The 18,005-nt window shown below is 65.6% G+C and carries 14 protein-coding genes; 5 read left to right on the top strand and 9 right to left on the bottom strand.

Annotated features, from left to right (window positions below; all coding sequences use genetic code 11):
* Positions 1-54: 54 nt before the first annotated feature.
* Complete coding sequence (locus tag ACOQPH_RS00340; RefSeq protein WP_420622787.1) at positions 55-1,110, top strand: isocitrate/isopropylmalate dehydrogenase family protein; 1,056 nt, start codon at positions 55-57, stop codon at positions 1,108-1,110.
* A 351-nt stretch (positions 1,111-1,461) separates the two neighbouring features.
* Here the strand turns inward: ACOQPH_RS00340 and ACOQPH_RS00335 are convergent, their stop codons facing one another.
* Together ACOQPH_RS00335 and ACOQPH_RS00330 are read right to left on the bottom strand one after the other, a co-directional pair.
* Positions 1,462-3,039: an HNH endonuclease gene (locus tag ACOQPH_RS00335; RefSeq protein ID WP_420622786.1), complete on the bottom strand. Its 1,578-nt coding sequence runs from the start codon at positions 3,037-3,039 to the stop codon at positions 1,462-1,464.
* Between the two features lie 360 nt (positions 3,040-3,399).
* Positions 3,400-4,767, bottom strand: coding sequence for an ATP-binding protein (locus ACOQPH_RS00330; protein WP_420622785.1), 1,368 nt, complete (start codon positions 4,765-4,767; stop codon positions 3,400-3,402).
* Between the two features lie 744 nt (positions 4,768-5,511).
* On the opposite strand from ACOQPH_RS00330, the gene ACOQPH_RS00325 reads away from it, so the two are divergent.
* Positions 5,512-6,633, top strand: a complete 1,122-nt coding sequence (locus tag ACOQPH_RS00325) for an Ldh family oxidoreductase (RefSeq protein ID WP_420622784.1) — start codon at positions 5,512-5,514, stop codon at positions 6,631-6,633.
* Positions 6,634-6,711: 78 nt separating this feature from the next.
* Positions 6,712-7,905, top strand: coding sequence for an acyl-CoA dehydrogenase family protein (locus ACOQPH_RS00320; RefSeq protein ID WP_420622783.1), 1,194 nt, complete (start codon positions 6,712-6,714; stop codon positions 7,903-7,905).
* A 21-nt stretch (positions 7,906-7,926) separates the two neighbouring features.
* Here ACOQPH_RS00320 and ACOQPH_RS00315 read toward each other — a convergent pair whose 3' ends face one another.
* The 4 genes from ACOQPH_RS00315 to ACOQPH_RS00300 form a co-directional block, all read right to left on the bottom strand.
* A complete protein-coding gene (locus tag ACOQPH_RS00315; protein ID WP_420622782.1) occupies positions 7,927-9,600 on the bottom strand; it encodes a thiamine pyrophosphate-binding protein in 1,674 nt (557 codons plus the stop codon).
* A gap of 94 nt (positions 9,601-9,694) precedes the next feature.
* Complete coding sequence (locus ACOQPH_RS00310; protein WP_420622781.1) at positions 9,695-10,279, bottom strand: DUF4389 domain-containing protein; 585 nt, start codon at positions 10,277-10,279, stop codon at positions 9,695-9,697.
* 40 nt (positions 10,280-10,319) lie between these two features.
* Positions 10,320-11,156 (bottom strand): phytanoyl-CoA dioxygenase family protein, encoded by an 837-nt coding sequence (locus ACOQPH_RS00305; RefSeq protein ID WP_420622780.1) that lies wholly within the window; start codon positions 11,154-11,156, stop codon positions 10,320-10,322.
* A 98-nt stretch (positions 11,157-11,254) separates the two neighbouring features.
* Entirely contained in the window at positions 11,255-12,790 is a 1,536-nt protein-coding gene (locus ACOQPH_RS00300; RefSeq protein ID WP_420622779.1) for an FMN-binding glutamate synthase family protein, read from the bottom strand.
* 135 nt (positions 12,791-12,925) lie between these two features.
* Between ACOQPH_RS00300 and ACOQPH_RS00295 the strand changes: the two genes are divergently transcribed.
* Entirely contained in the window at positions 12,926-14,008 is a 1,083-nt protein-coding gene (locus ACOQPH_RS00295) for a sucrase ferredoxin (protein ID WP_420622777.1), read from the top strand.
* A gap of 114 nt (positions 14,009-14,122) precedes the next feature.
* A complete protein-coding gene (locus ACOQPH_RS00290; RefSeq protein WP_420622776.1) occupies positions 14,123-15,346 on the top strand; it encodes a CaiB/BaiF CoA transferase family protein in 1,224 nt (407 codons plus the stop codon).
* A 7-nt stretch (positions 15,347-15,353) separates the two neighbouring features.
* Here the strand turns inward: ACOQPH_RS00290 and ACOQPH_RS00285 are convergent, their stop codons facing one another.
* From ACOQPH_RS00285 to ACOQPH_RS00275, 3 genes are read right to left on the bottom strand one after another with little or no spacing between them, the layout of a single operon-like run.
* Positions 15,354-15,896, bottom strand: coding sequence for a shikimate kinase (locus tag ACOQPH_RS00285; protein ID WP_420622775.1), 543 nt, complete (start codon positions 15,894-15,896; stop codon positions 15,354-15,356).
* Positions 15,897-15,941: 45 nt separating this feature from the next.
* Positions 15,942-17,054 carry a hypothetical protein gene (locus ACOQPH_RS00280; protein WP_420622774.1) on the bottom strand — a complete coding sequence of 371 codons (1,113 nt, stop codon included), beginning with the start codon at positions 17,052-17,054 and terminating at the stop codon, positions 15,942-15,944.
* Between the two features lie 2 nt (positions 17,055-17,056).
* Positions 17,057-17,986 carry a DNA-methyltransferase gene (locus tag ACOQPH_RS00275; RefSeq protein WP_420622773.1) on the bottom strand — a complete coding sequence of 310 codons (930 nt, stop codon included), beginning with the start codon at positions 17,984-17,986 and terminating at the stop codon, positions 17,057-17,059.
* Positions 17,987-18,005 lie beyond the last annotated feature (19 nt).

The following is an 18,005-nucleotide window of genomic DNA, read 5'->3' as shown; positions in this document are numbered from 1 at the left end:
CCTCGCGCAGGCGACGCCGAGCAATACGACAACTGGGCCGCGTAGCGTCGGCGCATGACCTCTGTTCGGCGGCACAAGGTGTGCGTGATTCCTGGCGACGACGCTGCGCCCGAGGCGATGTCGGCCTCGCTGCGCGTCTTGGACGCCCTCGACCTGCCGATCGAGTGGGACCACGTCCCAGTCGGCGACGAATTGGCCGCCCGCACACCCGAAGAGCGAGAAGCACTGGTCGGCGAGCACATCGACGCCGCCGACACGGTGCTGTTCGGCTCGTCAAATGGCACGACGCCAGGGGCAGGCTTCATGCGCTGGGGCAAGCGCACGTACGCCAACGTGCGTCCGGTCCGCTGGCGGTCGGGCTACGCCTCGCCGCTGGCTCGGCCCGAGGGCATCGATTACGTGATCGTGCGCGAAAACCTCGAGGACATGTACGTCGGCGTGATGGGTCCCGCCAAGTTGCTGCTGGATGCAGGGCTGACCGAAGGCCGCTCCCGTGTCCCGCCCGACGCCGCAAATGGCCGCTTCGCGGCGAAGATCATCACCCGGCCCGGCACGGAACAGGTCACCCGCTTTGCGTGCGAGCTGGCATTGCAGCGAGGCGGGAAGCTGACCGTGTCTGCCAAGACGAACATGCTGCCCGCCACCGATCGCTGGTTCTGCGACATCGCTCGTGAGGTCGCCTCGGAGTATCCGGGCCTGGAATACGAGCAGTTCATCATCGACGACATGGCACACCGGCTGGTCATGCGCCCGCACGATCTCGATGTGCTGCTGCTGCCCAACCTGTACGGCGACATCCTCTCCGACGAGGGTGCAGGCACCATCGGCGGGATGGGCCTCGCACCATCTGGCTGCTACGGCGACGACTGGGCCTACTTCGAATCGGCGCACGGCACGGCTCCCGATATCGCCGGGCTGGGCATCATCAACCCGACCGCCACGCTCGAATCCGCCGAGATGATGCTGCGCCACCTCGGGCTTGAGGCTCCAGCGGACCGGTTGGACCGGGCGCTGGAAGAGGTCTACGAACAAGGCGAGCGCCTGACGCCTGACCAGGGCGGCACAGCAGGCACCGAGGACTTCGCCTCCGCCGTCATCGACGTTCTCTAGTGCTGTGTCCGGCAACGTCTGCGTGGATGAGGGCGACTGTGTGCTGAGGCGCTGAGTCAGCCGCTCGATGTCCGTCCGCCCGCCGGAGGCACCGAGTCGTAGTCGGTTCTCGGTGGACGTTGTGTCGTGACTGGCTTCGTCGTGGTCGGTTCTCGGTGGTCGGTTCTCGGTGGTCGCTCCGTCGTGGCTGACTCGTCATGGTTGGCTCTCGGCGCGGGTTGTGTCGTGGCTGGCCCCGTGTCGCTGGGGGGCTGTGGCGTAGGAGCCGAGCGAGTAGGCGGGCGACACGTCGGACAGGCGTCGTTCTGACGGCGCCCGCGTGCTTGACCAGTCGCCTGCCCGCTCAAGTCCCTATTCGCGTGGTGTGTGCATTGGGCCGGCTGCTCGTGCAGTAGCGGTAGCGGCGGTGGCGTGGTTGGCGGTGCGGGTGCGGGGCTTGGCGGTGCGGGTGCGGGGCTTGGCGGTCCATTCGCCGGTGGCTCGGTGTCGGTGGAGTTGCTGGTTGTTGTTGTGGAGCTCGTGGTGGCATTTCTTGCACAGAGCAGCGAGATTGGGCACGTCGGTGGTGCCGTTGTCGGCGGCCCATTCCTCGATGTGGTGGTCGTCGCAGCGGTGCATGGGTGCGCGGCACAGCACGCAGCCGCGGTCGCGGATCGCGACGGCGAGATGTTGGGCGACGCTGGCGTCTCGGCGGCTGCGTCCGAGCCACAGGATTTCTCCGTTGGTGTCGAACAGTGCGCCCCTGATGTGAGTGTCGGGTGAGAGGTTGTCGAGGATTGCCGGCGGGACGGGTCCGGTGCCGAGGAGTTCGCAGGTTCCGTGGGGTTTGGTGCCGTCGATGACGCCGATCTCGGCGATGATGATGAGCTGGTTGGGTGCTTGCGCGGGCCGCCACCGATCGATCGAGCGACCCGCCGGGCTGTCGGAGGCGTCATCGCCGTCGGCATCGCTGCGCCAGCCGTGGCCGTCATCGGTTCGTGGGCGGCGGGTGGTGTCGTGGCCGTGTGCGGCGGTGTGGTCGATGGTGGCCAGGGCGTTGCGGTCGGTGACCATCTCGAACAGGCTGTCCGCGAGGCGCTGGCGGTTGTCGCGAATCTGGTTGGGTGTGGCGTCGCGTCCGCCGTCGAGACGCCACAAGGCGTCGTTGTAGTTCTCGAGTGCTTGGCGCACCATTGCGAAGCTGACCGAGTCGAACTGGGCGTGCAGCACACCCATCCCGGTGGAATCGTCAACGAACAACGACGCGCAGCGATCGCGGCGCTGACGGCCCAACTCGGTCTGCGCAGCGGCAGGGTCATGACGGGCCGCGAACTTCTTGGCTTGCTCGCGCAGCGTCTCAGGCGACACCACCGCGGCGGCTTCGAGCAACTCTTCTGCGGAATCGACCGCGTCGGGGCTGGTGCGCCGCGCAGCGTCGGCAAGTACCTGGGCGTGCTCGACGTTCAGCTCGCCCACCGCGAGGCCCCGAGCCACATTCGGCATCTGAGCGACCTGCTCGCTGGACTCGACGGTGCGCTTGGCGTTGCGCTTGCTCAGCCGCGCCCGGCCCACCAGCGCACTGCGGCCCGACCCAGGACGGGCGACCTCGAGCGCAGCAGTCGCTGAGAGCACCAGCGCGTCCGCGGCTGAGCGCAGCCGAGACGCCACGTCGATGACATCGGCGAGCGTGTCGCAGCCAGCATCGCCCAACGGCACCCGCGACGCCCGCGCGACGACGTCACGCGCCCCGCATAGCACCGACAACACACCCTCAACCGGCCCGGCCCGAAGCGGCACCGCAATCGATACCGGCTCAACCGGCTCAACCCGAAGCGATGCCGGTTCGACCGGTGACGCCAGCGCGGGCGGAGCGGCCACGGCCGCGTCGCTCGCCGGCATCAAGCCGGTCGGCATTCCCGTCGAATCGCTGCGAACGTCTGAGCGCTTCATGACAATGACTGTAAATATGGGGTGTGATACGAAAGCCCCCGAACGACCCCCCAACGGCATCACCACACCCAAACCGACGCCAGCGCAACCCCCAGACACCGCAACGCAGCGCACTCGTGGCGAGCTCGCGCCCCTGCCCGATGACCGAGCCCGGACGAGCAGGTCGCGTCGCGCCATCAATCGTGCTGTGCGCACGCATGCACCCTCGCTCCCAGCCGACGCAGCCTGCCAGGACTGCGGAATGCCAGCACCGGGCTCGCCGACTACAGCGCAAACGCTTGCGGACACAGCTCTAGCAGGTGCCCGAACCGCATGACCAGCCGGCTTCCTCCGGCCACACGTCGCGAACTCATCAACCGTTCATCGGGGCGATTGCCAAAGCGTGTCGAGGGAGGCTGACAGCACGCGATCGTCGTGGGGCAGGGTGTTGGCACCTGAGTGGAGCAGCACACCCGCGCGAAATGCTCCCGGTTCGACGGCATCGAGGCGGTCTCGGAAGTAGACCAGATTGCGCAGATCATCTGGCCTGGGCGACGATGTCGCCTTGATCTCCACCGCCACGACAGCACCGTCGGATCGTTCGAGCACCAGATCAACCTCGCGTTGAGCATTGTCGCGGTAGTGATGCAGTGACACCGGCATCTCCGCTGCTGAGCAGAGCCGCACGATCTCATTGACGGCAAACGTCTCGAAGAGCGGACCCGTCATCGGGTGATTCAGCGCTGCCAAAGCGTCAGCGCTCAGCCCGAGCAGCCCTGCGGCGAGTCCGCTGTCGGTGACGTGCAGCTTTGGGCTCTGTACGACTCTAGAAGTTCGGTTGCGCCGCCACGAGGACAGTTCATGGACCAAGAAAACTATGCGCAGCCAGCCAAGGTAGGACTGCACCGTTGCGCGATCCGCTCCGAGTTGATCAGCCCACCGAGACACGTTGAGCTCCGACGAGGTCTGAGCGGCTGCGAGGCGCAGCATCTGCGGCAACATCGCAGCGCGACGGATGTCGCCGAGCTGCGCTATATCCCGGCTCACCACCGTTTCGGCGTAGCCCAAGAACCATCGGTTGCGTCTGTGCGCGCTGAGCTGCTGTACCTCCGGGAAGCCACCGATGCACACCTTCTCCAGGTAATCGCTGCGACTGGTGGAGGAACGCGCTGCTCGCCGTAGGGAGCTGTCTTGGTCGAACCACCGCTCGACGGCGTTGGTGGAGCGCGATGCGCCGACGGCGGATGACGTCAGCTTCGATTGCTGCGTTGGGTGTGCACTGACGGGGGGCATGGCGCCGGTTGCGCTGTGAGTGCCGACGGAAGACCCCCACAGTTCGGCTTGGCTGAAAGGCCACAGCGTCAAGATCGTCGCGCGCCCGGCCAGCGATTCGCTGATCGTCGGCACCGTGAGGAAATTCGTGGAACCGGTCAGCAGGAAGCGTCCTGCTGCATTGGTTCCGTCGTCCACAGCGATCTTCACGGCTCGCACCAATCGATCTCCGGCCCGCTGAACTTCGTCGATGACCACAGGCGGACGGAATGCACGAACGAAGGCGTGTGGGTCGTCGAGGGCTAGAGCAAGAACGTCGTCGTCGTCGAGGCTGACGTAGTCGCCACCGCGTGCGGTGGCGATTCGTCGTGCCAGCGTGGTTTTGCCGCTTTGGCGCGGCCCATGGAGCACGACCACCCGTGATGCGTCAAGCGCGTCCGTGAGGTTCGCGCCCAGATGCCGCCGGTGCTCTTCCACGCGTCCAAACCTAGCGCCCCATCGACAATCTTCCTGCTTCCTAATCAACAATTGGTTAGGAGTCCTACCCACAATCCGTTAGCACGGTAATCAGCAATTTGTCTAGATGCTCACCAGCAAACTGTGTGGCTCACAATCGATGATCTGATCGACGACATGACACACCGGCTTGCGCTGGGTCCCCGACCCGTTCATGGGAGAAGATCAGCGCCTCTCTCGATCTCACCTGACTCAGCATGATGCTGAACGGGTCGTTGTTCGGTTGCGAACCTCGACGCTCCGCCGTCATCGAAGTGTTGTAGCGGGCGATTGAGAGCACAGAATTACGCTTGGAGCCATGGCGCAGACCCCGACGCAGCTGCCGCTGGAGAGTTGGCTTGACGCTGCGCTCGCCGGTGCCGCTGTCGAAGAGATCCGTGAGGGCGAAATTGCCGTTACTGCATGACCAGTCGGCTTCCTCCCGCCACACGTCGCAACTCCACAGATTCCTGAGTGAGCGAGGCTGGGATGGGCCTCGACCCGGCGGCAGTCACGAATTCATAATCAAGGGGACTCACAGACAGGTCATACCAAGTGACCGCGAGATCCCCGCGCCGTTTCTGCTCCGCCTTCTCAAGCAGGCGGGCTACACACGCCAAGACTGGCTGAACCGCTAGCGGGGGTAACGGCGGTCACACACCGGCAGCGAGTTGCCCATAGGTGTACAAACTTGCTGCAGATCGAGCCGAGGGCGAGCGACCAGACATGAGTGAGAAATCCACGAACCCCGGTGCACTGCCGCGGGGAATACCTGACGACCGTCCCGCAGCGGGCGATGACCCTGCTCCGCTGTCGTTCCGGCTGGACGAGCTGCGACCGTGGGGCAACGCGGCGTATGTGGCCGCCGGCATGGCGCCCGCCGATGCGGTGACAGTCGTCGACAATCAGCTGTGGTCGGACCGGCGCGGTGTCGACACGCACGGTTTCCAGCGGGTCAGCTGGTACGTGAACTGGTTCCGCGACGGCACCACCGATCCGACAGCGCAGTGTGAAATCGTGACCCGCACGCCGTCGGTGCTGGTGGCCGACGGGCACCACGGACTCGGTCAGCTCGTCATCACCCGCTTCATGGAGCAATTGATCGACGCTGCTCGCGAGAGCGGACTGGTCGTGGGCGTGATCCGTAACTCCAACGACTGGGGCTGCGGTGCGAACTACCCGTATCGCGCAGCTGAGGAGGGCTTCGTCTGCTACGGCACGACGACGTCGGTGCCGAATCTGGCGCCGTTCGGCAGCCGCCGCAAGCTGTTCGGCAACAACCCGATCGTGTGGACGTTCCCCCGCCGCAACGATCCGCCGATCGTGCTCGACATGGCGATCACCCCGGTCGCGCTCGGCAAGGTGCTGCGGGCCCGTTCTGAGGGCAAGGAGATTCCCGAGGCCTGGGGCTTCCTGGATCGCGACGGCAACCCCACCGTGGATCCCGATGTGGCAATGCGGGGCATCGTGCCGGCCATCGGCGGCTACAAGGGCATCGGCATGGTGACCGCTTCGAACATCGCCGCCGGCATCCTCGCAGGCTCTGCCCACACTGGCGACGTGGCCGTCGGGCATCGGGGACAGTTCTTCCTCCTGATGAACCCCGGCGTGTTCCGCGACCTCGACGGCTACCACGACGACATCGAATCGATGGTCGACCAGATCCGCGCCGCGGGCGCCGAAGACGCCCTGCCGGGCCAGACGGTGTACCTACCGGGCGAACTGGAACAGCTAGAGATGGACCGTCGTACCGCCGTCGGCACAGTCAGCTATCCCGCGTCGGTGGTCCGCTCGCTGCGCCGTATCGGCGACGAGCTTGGGGTGCCGTTCGATTGCGAACCCTGCTGACGACTGCGCCGAACCGGGGCGAGCAGGACACCCAGCAAGCATGAGGGCCGGCTACGCGGACGCTGTTACCGTGCCGCGATGACGCCCCCCGCTACGTCCGACGTCGTCGATGGTGAGGCGATGCTGGCTGCCGCGGCGAGCTTCTTAGGTGAACTGCGCGAACGCAGCGTTGAGATCGACCGTCTGCGAAAGCTGCCCCAAGACCTGGCGGACTCGCTCGCCGAAGCCGGCTTCTATCGGACGCTGGTGCCGCCGACCCTTGGCGGCCTCGGACTGTCCCCGACCACCGTGGCACAGGTGAGCGAGACACTCGCGACAGGCAATGCGTCGGCTGCGTGGTGCACGTTTATCGGCGCCACGTCGCAGATCATGTTCGCCGCGCTGACGCCGGAACAGCTGGCCGAAGTTCTCAGAAACCCTGACGTCATCACTGCGGGCGTGTTCGCATCCTCAGGTCGGGCTACGCCAGCACGCGGTCCCGATGGCACTGACGGCTACGTCGTCAGCGGACGCTGGGCGTGGGCGTCGGGCTGCCATAACTCCGCGTGGATCTCGGGGGGTGTGCAGATTGACGGTCAGGACTCGGGCGATTCCGGACTGCCAGCACTGGGCCGTGCTTTCTTCCGACCTGACGAGATCGTGATTCACGACGACTGGCACACCAGCGGGCTGCGGGGCTCGGGTTCGAGCACCTTCGAGTGCCACGACGTGTGGCTCCCCGCCCCTCGCATCGCCAACGGCGCTGACATCCTGCGGTCGCCCTACGCCACAGAGCCGTTGTACCGCTTTCCGCTCTTCGGCCTGCTGGCACTGCCGATAGGTGCGATCGCGCTCGGCATGGCTCGTGCCTGCGTCGACGAGGTCATCGAGGTTGCCAAGGCCAAAGTGCCTCAGGGCTCGCGTCGCACCCTGGGGCAGCGGCCGGCACTGCACAGCGCAGTGGCAGTGGCCGACACCGAAGTCCGCGCCGCCCGCACGCTGCTCTACACGACCATCGATGCAGCGTGGGATCGTGCACAACACACGCTGGCCGACATTGCGACCCGGCGCGACCTGCGCACCGCAACCGTCCATGCGATACAGACCAGTGTGCGGGTGATCGAGTCCATGAACACCGCTGTCGGCGGCGCTGCAATCTTCGAGTCGTCACCGCTGCAGCGTCACCTGCGTGACGTGCATACGGCGTCGGCTCACTTCATGGTTGCGATGCCGGTCATGGAAGTGGCCGGCCGCACCTTCTTCGATCCCGACATGGATACCTCCGGCCTCTAGCCGGAGCGAAACGCGGGCGGCTCAGTCCTCCCGGCGGCGCTGGTGCGCGGGCAGCGGGAACGTGATGGGGATGAGAGCGGTGAGGTCGATGTCGAGCAGGGTTGGACCCACCGGACCTGAGGCGCCGCTGGCACGGTCGACGGCGCGGCCGAATGCAGCCTCGAACTCGGCAACGCTGGCGACCCGCTCGGCTGGCACGCCCATCGCCTGGGCGACGCCGACGAAGTCGATGCCGCCGATCTCGGTGCCGTGGTGTTCATCCCACAGCGCGTCCTGGATGATGCGCAGCACGCCGTAGCCGCCGTCGTTGAACACGCAGACAATGACCGGCAGGCTGTGCTCGGCCAGCGACGAGATCTCACCGATCGACAGCATGAGCCCGCCGTCGCCTTGGATGACGACCGTCGGCTTCCCAGTGCCGAGCGCGGCGCCCACAGCCATCGGCACACCGGGGCCGATGGCGGCGTTGGCAGCCCGGATTGATGTTCGAGGCGCAACGATCGGCAGTAGACGGTTCCCCCACATGTAGCCGGGAACCGTCGTGTCGCGCACGATGCGCGCATCGTGGGGCAAGAGCTGGCGCATCAGGTCGCAGATGGCGGCGTGATCGGCGCCGATCTCGTCACGCAACGCCTCCATGTCGGCGGCGCGGTGCTTGCGAGAGCGCTCCACGAATCCGTCATCGATCGTCGGCGCACCGTCGCCCAGTCGTTCGACCAGGCCCGCCAAGCTGAGTTTGGCGTCGCCGACCACCGCCAACGACGGCTTGTAGTTGAGCCCGATCACGCCGGGGTCGACATCGAGGTGGATCAGCTCTGCTGGCAGCTCCAGCGCCCACACCCGCGTGGCGTAGTTCTGGAATCGAGTGCCGACGGCCAGCAGCAGATCGGCTTCTGCGAACACATCGGCCATCTGGGGGCGATCCGAACGGAACCCCAGCGACAGCGGATGCTCTTCGCTGATCGAACCTCGGCCTTCGATGGTGGTAAAAACCGGCGCGCCGAGCCGCTGCGCCAACGCCGCCAGGTCACCGGATGCATCCGCGATGTTGACGCCACCGCCCGCCCAGATGACGGGACGCTCCGCGGTCGCAAGACGTTCTGCGGCGTCGTCCAGCAATGCTCCATTGGGCGCAAGGCGAGCCACTTGCGGCGAACCAGCTTCGGCGGCGTTTCCCACGCGTGCGTACTGGAAGTCGATGGGAATCTCGACGGCACCGGGCTGGGGCCGACCGGTGCGGACGTCGTCGGCAACCCTGGCAATCTCGGTCGAGATCTCTCCCGGATGACGAACCGAGGCGACACTGCGGCACACCGAACGCAGCATGGCCAGCTGGCCCTCGTTCTCGTGCAGGAATCCCTTGCCCTTGCCGTAGAACCGCGATTCGGTCTGCCCCGTCACCATCAGCACAGCCGAGCTGGAGAAACCTGCTTCGTACAACCCCGCCACGGCGTTCGCTGCGCCCGGGCCCGTCGAGGTGAGCAGGACGCCCATCTCACCCGTGGCCCGGAAGTAGGCATCTGCCGCGTGTGCGGCCGCCTGCTCGTGCCGGACCTTCACCACCTCGATGTCGTCGCGTACCGACAGCGCCTCGTACATCGGCAGGTTGTGGACGCTGACGATCCCGAACACGTGCCGCACGCCCAGACGCGCCAACGTCGCTGCGACGGCCTCGCCGCCGGTCATCTCACTCATCGCTGTTACACACCTTGGGCCTCGCTCATCGCCCGCACGGTAGCCCCGCCACCGGGTTCGACCGCCGGGAGCTGGATTGCGGTCTGAGTGCCGCCTAGGCGTCGAGGCTGAACGGCGGGTACTGGTCGGTCAGCAGGTGCAGGTAGGCGTTGAAGCGGAGGCTGACGCCGTGCCAGGAGACGACCCAACCTCGCATGCCAGCGGGCCAACGACCGGTGAACAGCACCGCGAAGAATCCGAGCACAACCAGCACCGTCGTGATGAGACCAGTGACCACCACAAAGACCGCAGCCGGGATCGCCAAGATCAGCCGAAACGCCACGGTGAGGCGATTGCGATCAGTCAGCTGGGGTTCGAGGTCGGCCGACACTGGAGTTCCGCCTGGTTCTGAGGACGTCATGTCGAACGCGAACGGCGGGTACTGCTCATGCAAGAAGTCGAAGTAGGCGTACAGGCGAATGCTGTAGCGGAGATACATGGATTGGAAGTCCGCCAGGCCCTTGGGCAGCTTGCCCGTGAAGACGATCGCGACCCAGCCGACCACGTTGAGCAACCACGCGACGTTTTGCAACACCTCGAAGATGATGAGGTGCGGAATGAGCAGGAGCCAGTGGACGAGGGGTCGCCAATTGGCGATCCGATCGGGTGTCTCGACGCTGACTGATGCTGGGTAGGCCATGCCGCCGACGCTACTGCGCCCCCGCGAAACCGCCCGGCAGCTAGGCAGCGACGAGAGGGAACCGGTTGTCGTCGGCCGGATACTCGCCTGCCACGGCGATCGTATCGTCGTCAGAGACGATGGGGTCGCAGCCCGGATGCGGGTACCACACCGCATCGTCGCCCAGCCAGCGGGTGGACAGCGCCACACGCCGGTGGTCGCCGGCATTGCCAGGCGAGCCGTGGATGATCCACGACGAGAAGAACAATGCGTCGCCGGGCTCGACGTCGAAGCCGACGATGTCGTAGCTGGCACGATCAGCCTCGACGTCGGGCATCTTCTCGCCTTCAAAGTCGGCCATGAAGCCCTTCGAGCCGTCGAACGACTCGGGCGCGTAGTACGCATCCCAGCTGTGCGAGCCGCGCACGAATTCCAGCGAGCTCTCTGCGACGGTCACCGGCGTCATCGCCACCCACGAAGAGCAGATCTGCTTGCCCATGAAGGGCCAGTACGGGATGTCCTGATGCCATGGTGTGGGGTTCGCGGTCCGCGGCTCCTTGATCAGCAGGTGGTCGAAATAAAACCGTGCTGACGACGATCCCATAAGTTCGGCTGCCATCTGCGCCATGCCCGAATCGAAGACGAAACCGCCGATCACGGGATCTTCCTGCCAGCGGTAGCGCGTGGTGAACAGCCGGTTCGAGCTCGCGCCGGGGTTGGTGTCGGACACCCACTTGCCGGGCTCGCGCAGCTGCTTGTCGGCAACCTCGAGCACCCGCTCGATCCAGTCGTCGCCCACAGCGCCGCTGACCTTGACAACTCCCTCGGCTTCGAACGTCGCCTTGTGCTCTGCGGTGATGCGGGCCCTGGCTGCTTCAAGCACCTGCTGTCGACTCATCGTTTTCTCCCGTCACGAGCATTCCCGCGGGGTCCGGCTCGGGCCGATTCCGCAGGTGACGTCGATGAGACAGATTCTGCCAGCGAATCGGGCTCTGCTTATGCGCGCTCGTCGATTCCGGGCTCGCCGTCGGCGCAAACTGTCCGCCGCAGCCCTGCGATGCGAGCCGGGCTGTGGGTCCGCTCCTGGTGAACGCCGAACGCATGGTGCGCCGGAACGAGATCGCCAAAGGGGCTCACCACGTTCACATTGTCGGCGCCGATCAACCCTGGATGCTCCACCCCGCATGCATCAGCGAGACGGAAGAGCTCCTTGCGAAGCCCGATGATGTAGTTCGCCAGCCGGACGCTCTTGTTCGTCGGATCTAGCCCCCGCGAGAGCCACTTGTTCTGCGTCGCCACGCCCGTCGGGCAGTGGTCGGTGTGACACCGCTGAGCCTGAATGCACCCGATCGCCATCATCGGCTCACGTGCGACGCCGATCATGTCGACGCCGATGTTGAAGGCAAGCGCCGCCGGGGCAGGAAAGCCGAGCTTGGCCGAGCCAATCATGACGATCTCGTCGGTCAGCCCAGCTTCGCCGAACGCCCGATGCACGACTCCGAACGCCCGCCAGAACGGCAGTGCTACGTGATCGGTAAACACCAAGGGTCCTGCACCTGTGCCGCCCTCGGCACCGTCGACCGTCACAAAATCCGGCCCGCGGCGGGTCTGGGCCATGTGCTGGGCCAGCTCGGTCCAGAAGGCCTCCTGGCCGATGGCCGACTTGATGCCCACAGGGAGGCCGGTTGCCCCCGCCACTTCCTCCACGAAGTTCACAAGCTCGACGACCGAGCCGAATGCGGAGTGCCGGCTGGGACTCACCACGTCCTTGCCAATCGGGACGCCGCGCGCCGCTGCAATCTCGGAGCTCACCTTTGCCGCGGGCAGCAGGCCGCCGACGCCGGGCTTCGCTCCCTGGGACAGCTTCACCTCGATGGCTCGGACCGGTGCTGATTCGACCGTTTCCAGCAGACGTTCCATCGAGAAGGTGCCGTCAGGGTTGCGACACCCGAAGTAGCCGGTACCCATCTGATAGACGAGGTCGCCACCGTTGCGGTGGTACTTCGACACGCCTCCCTCGCCGGTGTTGTGCGTGCAGCCAGCCATCTGGGCCCCGCGGTTGAGCGCCGCGATGGCCGGACCCGACAGCGAACCGAAGCTCATGGCGGAGATGTTGACCACCGAAGCCGGCCGGTATGCCTTGGACCGATCCCGCCAGCCGCCCATGACCTTGCCGCAGGGGATCGGCGCGTCCGGGGGCACATCCCGGCCGAGCGGGAAGGGGCTGTGGCGAAACGTGATGTGGCCGGGCTTGTCGATCTCATCATCGGTGCCGAACCCGAAGTAGGTGTTCTGCTGCTTGGCGGTTGAGTAGACCCAGCGGCGTTCGTCCCGGTTGAACGGCCGCTCCTCTTCGTTGTGGGCGACGATGTACTGGCGCAACTCCGGGCCGATCTTCTCCAGAAAGAAACGGAGATGACCGATGACGGGATACGTGCGCAGAATCGAGTGGCGCTTCTGAAAGCTGTCGTGAATGAACACGTACACCAGAAATGCCCCGACGATGATCAGCCCCCACAACCACCACGGCATGAACCTGAACCTACCGCGGGCCTGCCTCATGCCGAAGCCGCGACCCGGTGATGCGTCGTCGACATCTTGGGACGGACCCCTGCGGGGGCGAACCGTCATCCGACCCGGTGCGAAGCGGCTTCCTATGCTGGCCCGATGTCATCGGTACCGGCAGCCGGAATGCCCCAGCAGGGCATGCCGCTGGCCGTGCCGCCCCTGGCCCCAGAGGTCTTGGCGCTCCTGCCGGCACCCGACGAGGCGCCACGCTGCGCTGCCCACGCTTCGGCCATCGGCAGCGATCCCGGCGGCACTTCCATTTCGGCGGATGCTGTGGCGCTGGTGGAGATGCCACTGCCATGGCCGAAGCCCGTGTTCGCCAGCGGGCTGCTTGAGGGCTTCAGACCGATGACGGACCTGGCGATGGGCCCGACACGGGTGCTCGCCGTTATGCCACCGGATGAACGCAGTCGGGCGGACAGGATCTCTGTCGTGCTGTATTGGCGCGTGGGTGCGGGCACGCAAACGGCGTACTTCGAAGCTGACGGCGCCGCCGGCCTGCGCCAGCTGTTCGAGCACCTGGCAAGCCGCATGCCATCGGAGCCGATCCCGGACGGGGAGGGGTTCGTCTCGTTCGGACACACCGAGGGCGAGCGGGCCGTGCTCGTGTGCACCCAAGGAAGTCACGACGTGTGCTGCGGCAGTGAAGGCACCCGCCTTGCGGCCGATTTTGAAGCAGTGTTGCGTGCGTACCGCGACTCCGACGTCGATGAACCGTACGCAGGCGCGCCGACCGCCAGCGGACGAGTCTCCGTTTATCGCGTCAGCCACACAGGAGGTCACCGCTTCGCACCGACGGCGATGACGCTGCCCGACGGCCGCATGTGGGCCAGCATCGAGGCGGGCGAAATCGCTGCCATACTCGACCGAACCGCTGACGCCTCGGCGTTAGCGCCCCGCTGCAGGGGATGGTGGGGGGCAGCTACTGGGCCCGCGCAAGTGGCTGAGCGCGCCGTGTTCACCCAGGTCGGCTGGCCGCTCGAAGACATGGCCCGCACCGTCAGCTTCAGACCCGCGGCAAACGGTTGGGACGTCGATGTCATCTCAGCGGAGGCGGAACGCGCGTGGACGGTGTCGGTGGTGGCCGGGCGGACCGTGCCGACGATCGCCTGCCGCGCGCTCGGAGGCCTTCCGGCCAAGCCAGCGACGGAGTTCATCGTCACCGGCGTTCGGGAGCACTAAGGGCTTCAGCGGATCGTCCGTCGGGACAGCTGCGAGTCGGGCGATCTAGCCTTGCCGAGTCGCGACCGGGCAAACCGGGACTATCCGGATCACGACTCACATGGGGCAATTGCGATGACATCACCGCTCGAAGGAATCCGGGTCACCGAGTTCGCGAACTTTGCCGCTGCGCCCTCGGCCGTCGCGATCATGGCCGATCTCGGGGCCGAAGTGATCAAAGTCGAGGCCATCGGCGGCGACCCGATCCGCGGCCTGATGAAGCAGGCGAAGGTGCCCGAGGGAGCTCACAACCCTGATGTGGCCTTCCAGTTCATCAACCGCGGCAAACAGTCGATCCAGCTGAATCTGGACGATCCCGACGGCTCAGCCATTGCCCGTCGCCTCGTCGCAGCGTCCGATGTCGTCGTGATGAACCTGCTGCCCGAACGCCGAGATCGTTTTGGCCTCAATACTGACGATCTGCTGGCGATGAAGCCCGACCTGGTGATCGGCCTGCTGTCGGGCTACGGCGAAGTGGGCGACGAGATTGACCGGCCTGGCTATGACGTCACGGCGTTCTTCTCGCGCTCTGGGTTGTACGGGGCTTCCACGCCGCCCGGCGGAATGCCGCCCCACGCCCGGCCGGGTCAAGGCGACCACACCACCAGCTTGGCCTTCTTCGGCGCGATCATGGCGGGTCTACGCGCCCGCGACGTCTCCGGCGAAGGACAAGTCGTGGAGTCGTCGCTGCTTCGTACCGCTGCTTGGACGATTGCAATCGACCTCTCGACCTCGCTGGTGGACGGGCGCCCCAACACCGAGCGCACGCGGGATCGAGGGCTCTCCCCGATGCTCGAGGCATTCGAGTGCGGTGATGGCCGGTGGATTCACTTCACGATGCCCGATACAGGCGACGCTTGGCCACGCTTCTGCCGGGCCATCGAGCGCGAAGACCTGCTGGAGAACCCCGACTACGAGACTGGGCGGCAGCGGTTCCGTGCGATGGGCGCCCTTGTGGCCGACATCGAAGACACCCTGAAGTCGAAGCCATCCGAGTACTGGATGCCCCGTCTGGACGAGCACCGCTGCATCTGGGCGCCGATCAACGACACCGCATCGGCAGTGCAGGATCCGCAGGTGCGAGCGACAGGCGCCTTCGAGACCATTCACCACCCAGAAGCTGGCGACTTCGAGACGATCGCCGCCCCGTTCCGCATGCACAACGCCCCCAACGTGGGCGTGCGCGGCCCTGCGCCGCGAGCCGGCGAGCACACGGTCGAGGTGTTGTCGGACGTGCTGGGTCTCAATCCCGAGGAGATCGCCGATCTGACCGAACGCGGCGTCGTCGCCTCGGACTGAACGCCCCTCAGCGCTGCACGGGCGCCGGTGCGATTCCGAGGCGCCCGATGATGTCCGCGGCGATGTCCTCCGGTGAACGCCCTACGGTCGGGACCTGCTCAAACTGTCCGTAGCCAGCAGCGCGTTCGTTCAAGAGGCGAGTGACAGCGGCAGTCGGGTCCTCGCCCGCCAGTAGCGGTCGCACCGGGCCGTCGGTATCAGCTTGCAGTCGGCGGACGATCTCATCGGCGTTCGCCATGAGACAGAAGACTCGGCCCGTGGCACCCAATGCATCGGCATTCGCTGCGTCAAGCAGCATCCGACCGCCCGTCGCGATGACGTGACGCTGACACCCGGCCACCTCAGCGGCCACCTCCCGCTCGAGTGCCCGGAATGCGTCTTCGCCGCGCGACTCAAAGATGGCCTCGATAGGCCCGTGTCGATCCACGATGACATCGTCAGTGTCAACGAAGACCCAACCAAGTTCGCGAGCGATGAGCCGTCCGACCGTGGACTTGCCGGTCCCCATGAAGCCGGTCAGCACCACGTTGGGAACCGCATCTCGCGCCACGGACTCAAGCTAGGCGACCCCTTGTGTCAGGAGCGCAGATGGAATCTAAGCCCGACCTCGCGTGAGTGCCCGAATCTCCGGCAGTTCGAGTATGTGCTCGATGGTGGCCAACGTGTACGTGCGCCCTTGTGTCGCCAAGACGACGTCACAGAGGGCATTGGGGCGCTCGGTCCAGCCCTTGCCATCGATGAGGACGCAAGCCTTCAGGCCGCGGCCACTCGCAGCGTCGGAGAGTGTTCGAATTCGTGCAGCCTTGTCGCGAACTGTGCCGCCGTCCTCAGCCACTTTGGACTCCACCACGAGCGTTGGCGACTCGTCAGGAATGACGAAGTCGGGTCCAGGCTTGACACCGAATCGCTCCGCGGTTTCCGCAGCGCCACTCGCTCCCCGTTTGGTGCGGTGGTAAGGCACTGCGTGTGCGTCTAGCAAATCCCGCAGCGGAAACTCCAGGATGGCGTCTCCCTTTACTTCGGAATAGGCGTCTTGCACCTGTCGCCAGACACCACCGACGTAACGCTGGAAGAGCAGCGCTGAGTACGGCACACCGGCCGTTTGCCCGCGCACGCTCTCCCATCCACCAAGCGTGTCGCGCTTGTCGAGCTTGGAGTGGAAGTACGTCGCAGCGCGAGGTGGCACGGGCAGCAATTCGCGTTTCATCATCGCGAGCACAGCCTCGGCGATGGAATCAACAAGTCGCTCTCGTGCGGCTGTCAAACGCCTCGGCGGAGGATCGCGCTCAAAGTTCTTGAGCCTTCCTCCGTCGACTCTTGAATCGGGAACCTGCAGCCGGATCGCAAACGCCAACTCGTTGTGCGTCAACCCAAGGATCATGCGCAGCGGGGCCAATGCTGCTGGCGTGGCAAGCAGCGTCGTGGCGAGAGAGCGGGAGCTGACGTCTGCGAAGTTGTCGGTGCCCTCAGCTAGCGCTGCGTAAGCCTCGGTGAACGGGTCTTCGGCAAACATCGAATCACCTCGGGGAACGAGGTGAAACGACGGGCTGACATGTTCGAGGTAGCCCTGCGTCAAGAGTTCGCGCGCCTCGTCGGCATCCTCACCCTGCTTCGCGAGCACGATGCCGACCGCTTGTTGGCGCGATACCGGGTCCCGCTCAGAACCGGCCTCGCGAAGGATCTTCTTCTCTGAGTCCGAGAGCGCCATATTCAGACAGCGAGTCGCAGTTCGCCTGATTCGGGCTCGGCATGGTCATTCGCGATTCGATCCTGTGCGACATCGACATACTCGCGATGCAGTTCAATTCCGCCGGCGCGTCGACCATGGCGTCGTGCAACTACGACAGTGGTCCCTGAGCCGGCGAAGGGGTCCACAACACAACCCCCTGATGGGCAGACAGCCCGCACGAAGAACTCAGCCAGGCCTTCAGGCATCACGGCGGTGTGCTGACCGGCGGGGCCCCGGTGCTGGTTGTAGTTCTGGCACGCCTCGATGACGTTGCCAGGATCCGCACCGCCCTTGTCATATGTGTGCCGGCGGTTGCGACCGAACCCAGCCTCGGTGTTGCGCCGCCCGTTGCGGTCACGACGGCGTCGCGCGATCTCCGCCTCGCTGGCCCGATACGGCACCCGAACGGCGTCAAGGTCGAAATAGGGCTGAGCACCCTTGGCAAAGTGGTACACGTACTCGAAACTGTCCTTGGTGCGTGGCCCAAAGCGACCCGGAATCGCGTTCGGCTTAGACCAGATGTAGGTCTCCAGCCAACGCCAGCCCATGCGCTGGAGGGCCAGCACGAGTTCGTAGACGTAGGGATGCCGCTGTCCTCGCAGCGTTCCGCTGGCGGCTACTCGGTTCTTGATGTTCAGGACGAACGAACCTGTCTCTGCCGCGGCACGAAACATCGCCTCGGCGAATGGCAAGAACCACGCCACGTAGTGATCTGGGTGGATCTCCGAGTAACGACGCGCATCCGCATACGGGGGCGAAGTAAAGAACAGGTCGACGCTTTCAGACGGCAAGCGCACGAGCCAGTCGACTGCATCGCCCCACACCACACCCTCGTCGAGCAGCCGTGTAATGGCGGCGCCCGGGTCGACAGGCGCAGTAGGAGCTGTGCTCGATGTGTCGCCCCGCGTCATGTGGCCGACAGTAGCGACC

The sequence above is a fragment of the Candidatus Poriferisodalis sp. genome, from assembly GCF_965221945.1.
Lineage (GTDB): Bacteria > Actinomycetota > Acidimicrobiia > Acidimicrobiales > Poriferisodalaceae > Poriferisodalis.
This window is presented reverse-complemented; position numbering and strand designations above follow the sequence as displayed.

Coding starts and splice junctions, on each gene's coding strand:
- ACOQPH_RS00300 (WP_420622779.1), bottom strand. CDS start 12,790: ATGCCGTGGTGGTTGTGGGGGCTGATCATCGTCGGGGCATTTCTGGTG.
- ACOQPH_RS00335 (WP_420622786.1), bottom strand. CDS start 3,039: ATGAAGCGCTCAGACGTTCGCAGCGATTCGACGGGAATGCCGACCGGC.
- ACOQPH_RS00295 (WP_420622777.1), top strand. CDS start 12,926: ATGTCATCGGTACCGGCAGCCGGAATGCCCCAGCAGGGCATGCCGCTG.
- ACOQPH_RS00315 (WP_420622782.1), bottom strand. CDS start 9,600: ATGAGTGAGATGACCGGCGGCGAGGCCGTCGCAGCGACGTTGGCGCGT.
- ACOQPH_RS00325 (WP_420622784.1), top strand. CDS start 5,512: ATGAGTGAGAAATCCACGAACCCCGGTGCACTGCCGCGGGGAATACCT.
- ACOQPH_RS00275 (WP_420622773.1), bottom strand. CDS start 17,986: ATGACGCGGGGCGACACATCGAGCACAGCTCCTACTGCGCCTGTCGAC.
- ACOQPH_RS00305 (WP_420622780.1), bottom strand. CDS start 11,156: ATGAGTCGACAGCAGGTGCTTGAAGCAGCCAGGGCCCGCATCACCGCA.
- ACOQPH_RS00320 (WP_420622783.1), top strand. CDS start 6,712: ATGACGCCCCCCGCTACGTCCGACGTCGTCGATGGTGAGGCGATGCTG.
- ACOQPH_RS00290 (WP_420622776.1), top strand. CDS start 14,123: ATGACATCACCGCTCGAAGGAATCCGGGTCACCGAGTTCGCGAACTTT.
- ACOQPH_RS00310 (WP_420622781.1), bottom strand. CDS start 10,279: ATGGCCTACCCAGCATCAGTCAGCGTCGAGACACCCGATCGGATCGCC.
- ACOQPH_RS00340 (WP_420622787.1), top strand. CDS start 55: ATGACCTCTGTTCGGCGGCACAAGGTGTGCGTGATTCCTGGCGACGAC.
- ACOQPH_RS00280 (WP_420622774.1), bottom strand. CDS start 17,054: ATGGCGCTCTCGGACTCAGAGAAGAAGATCCTTCGCGAGGCCGGTTCT.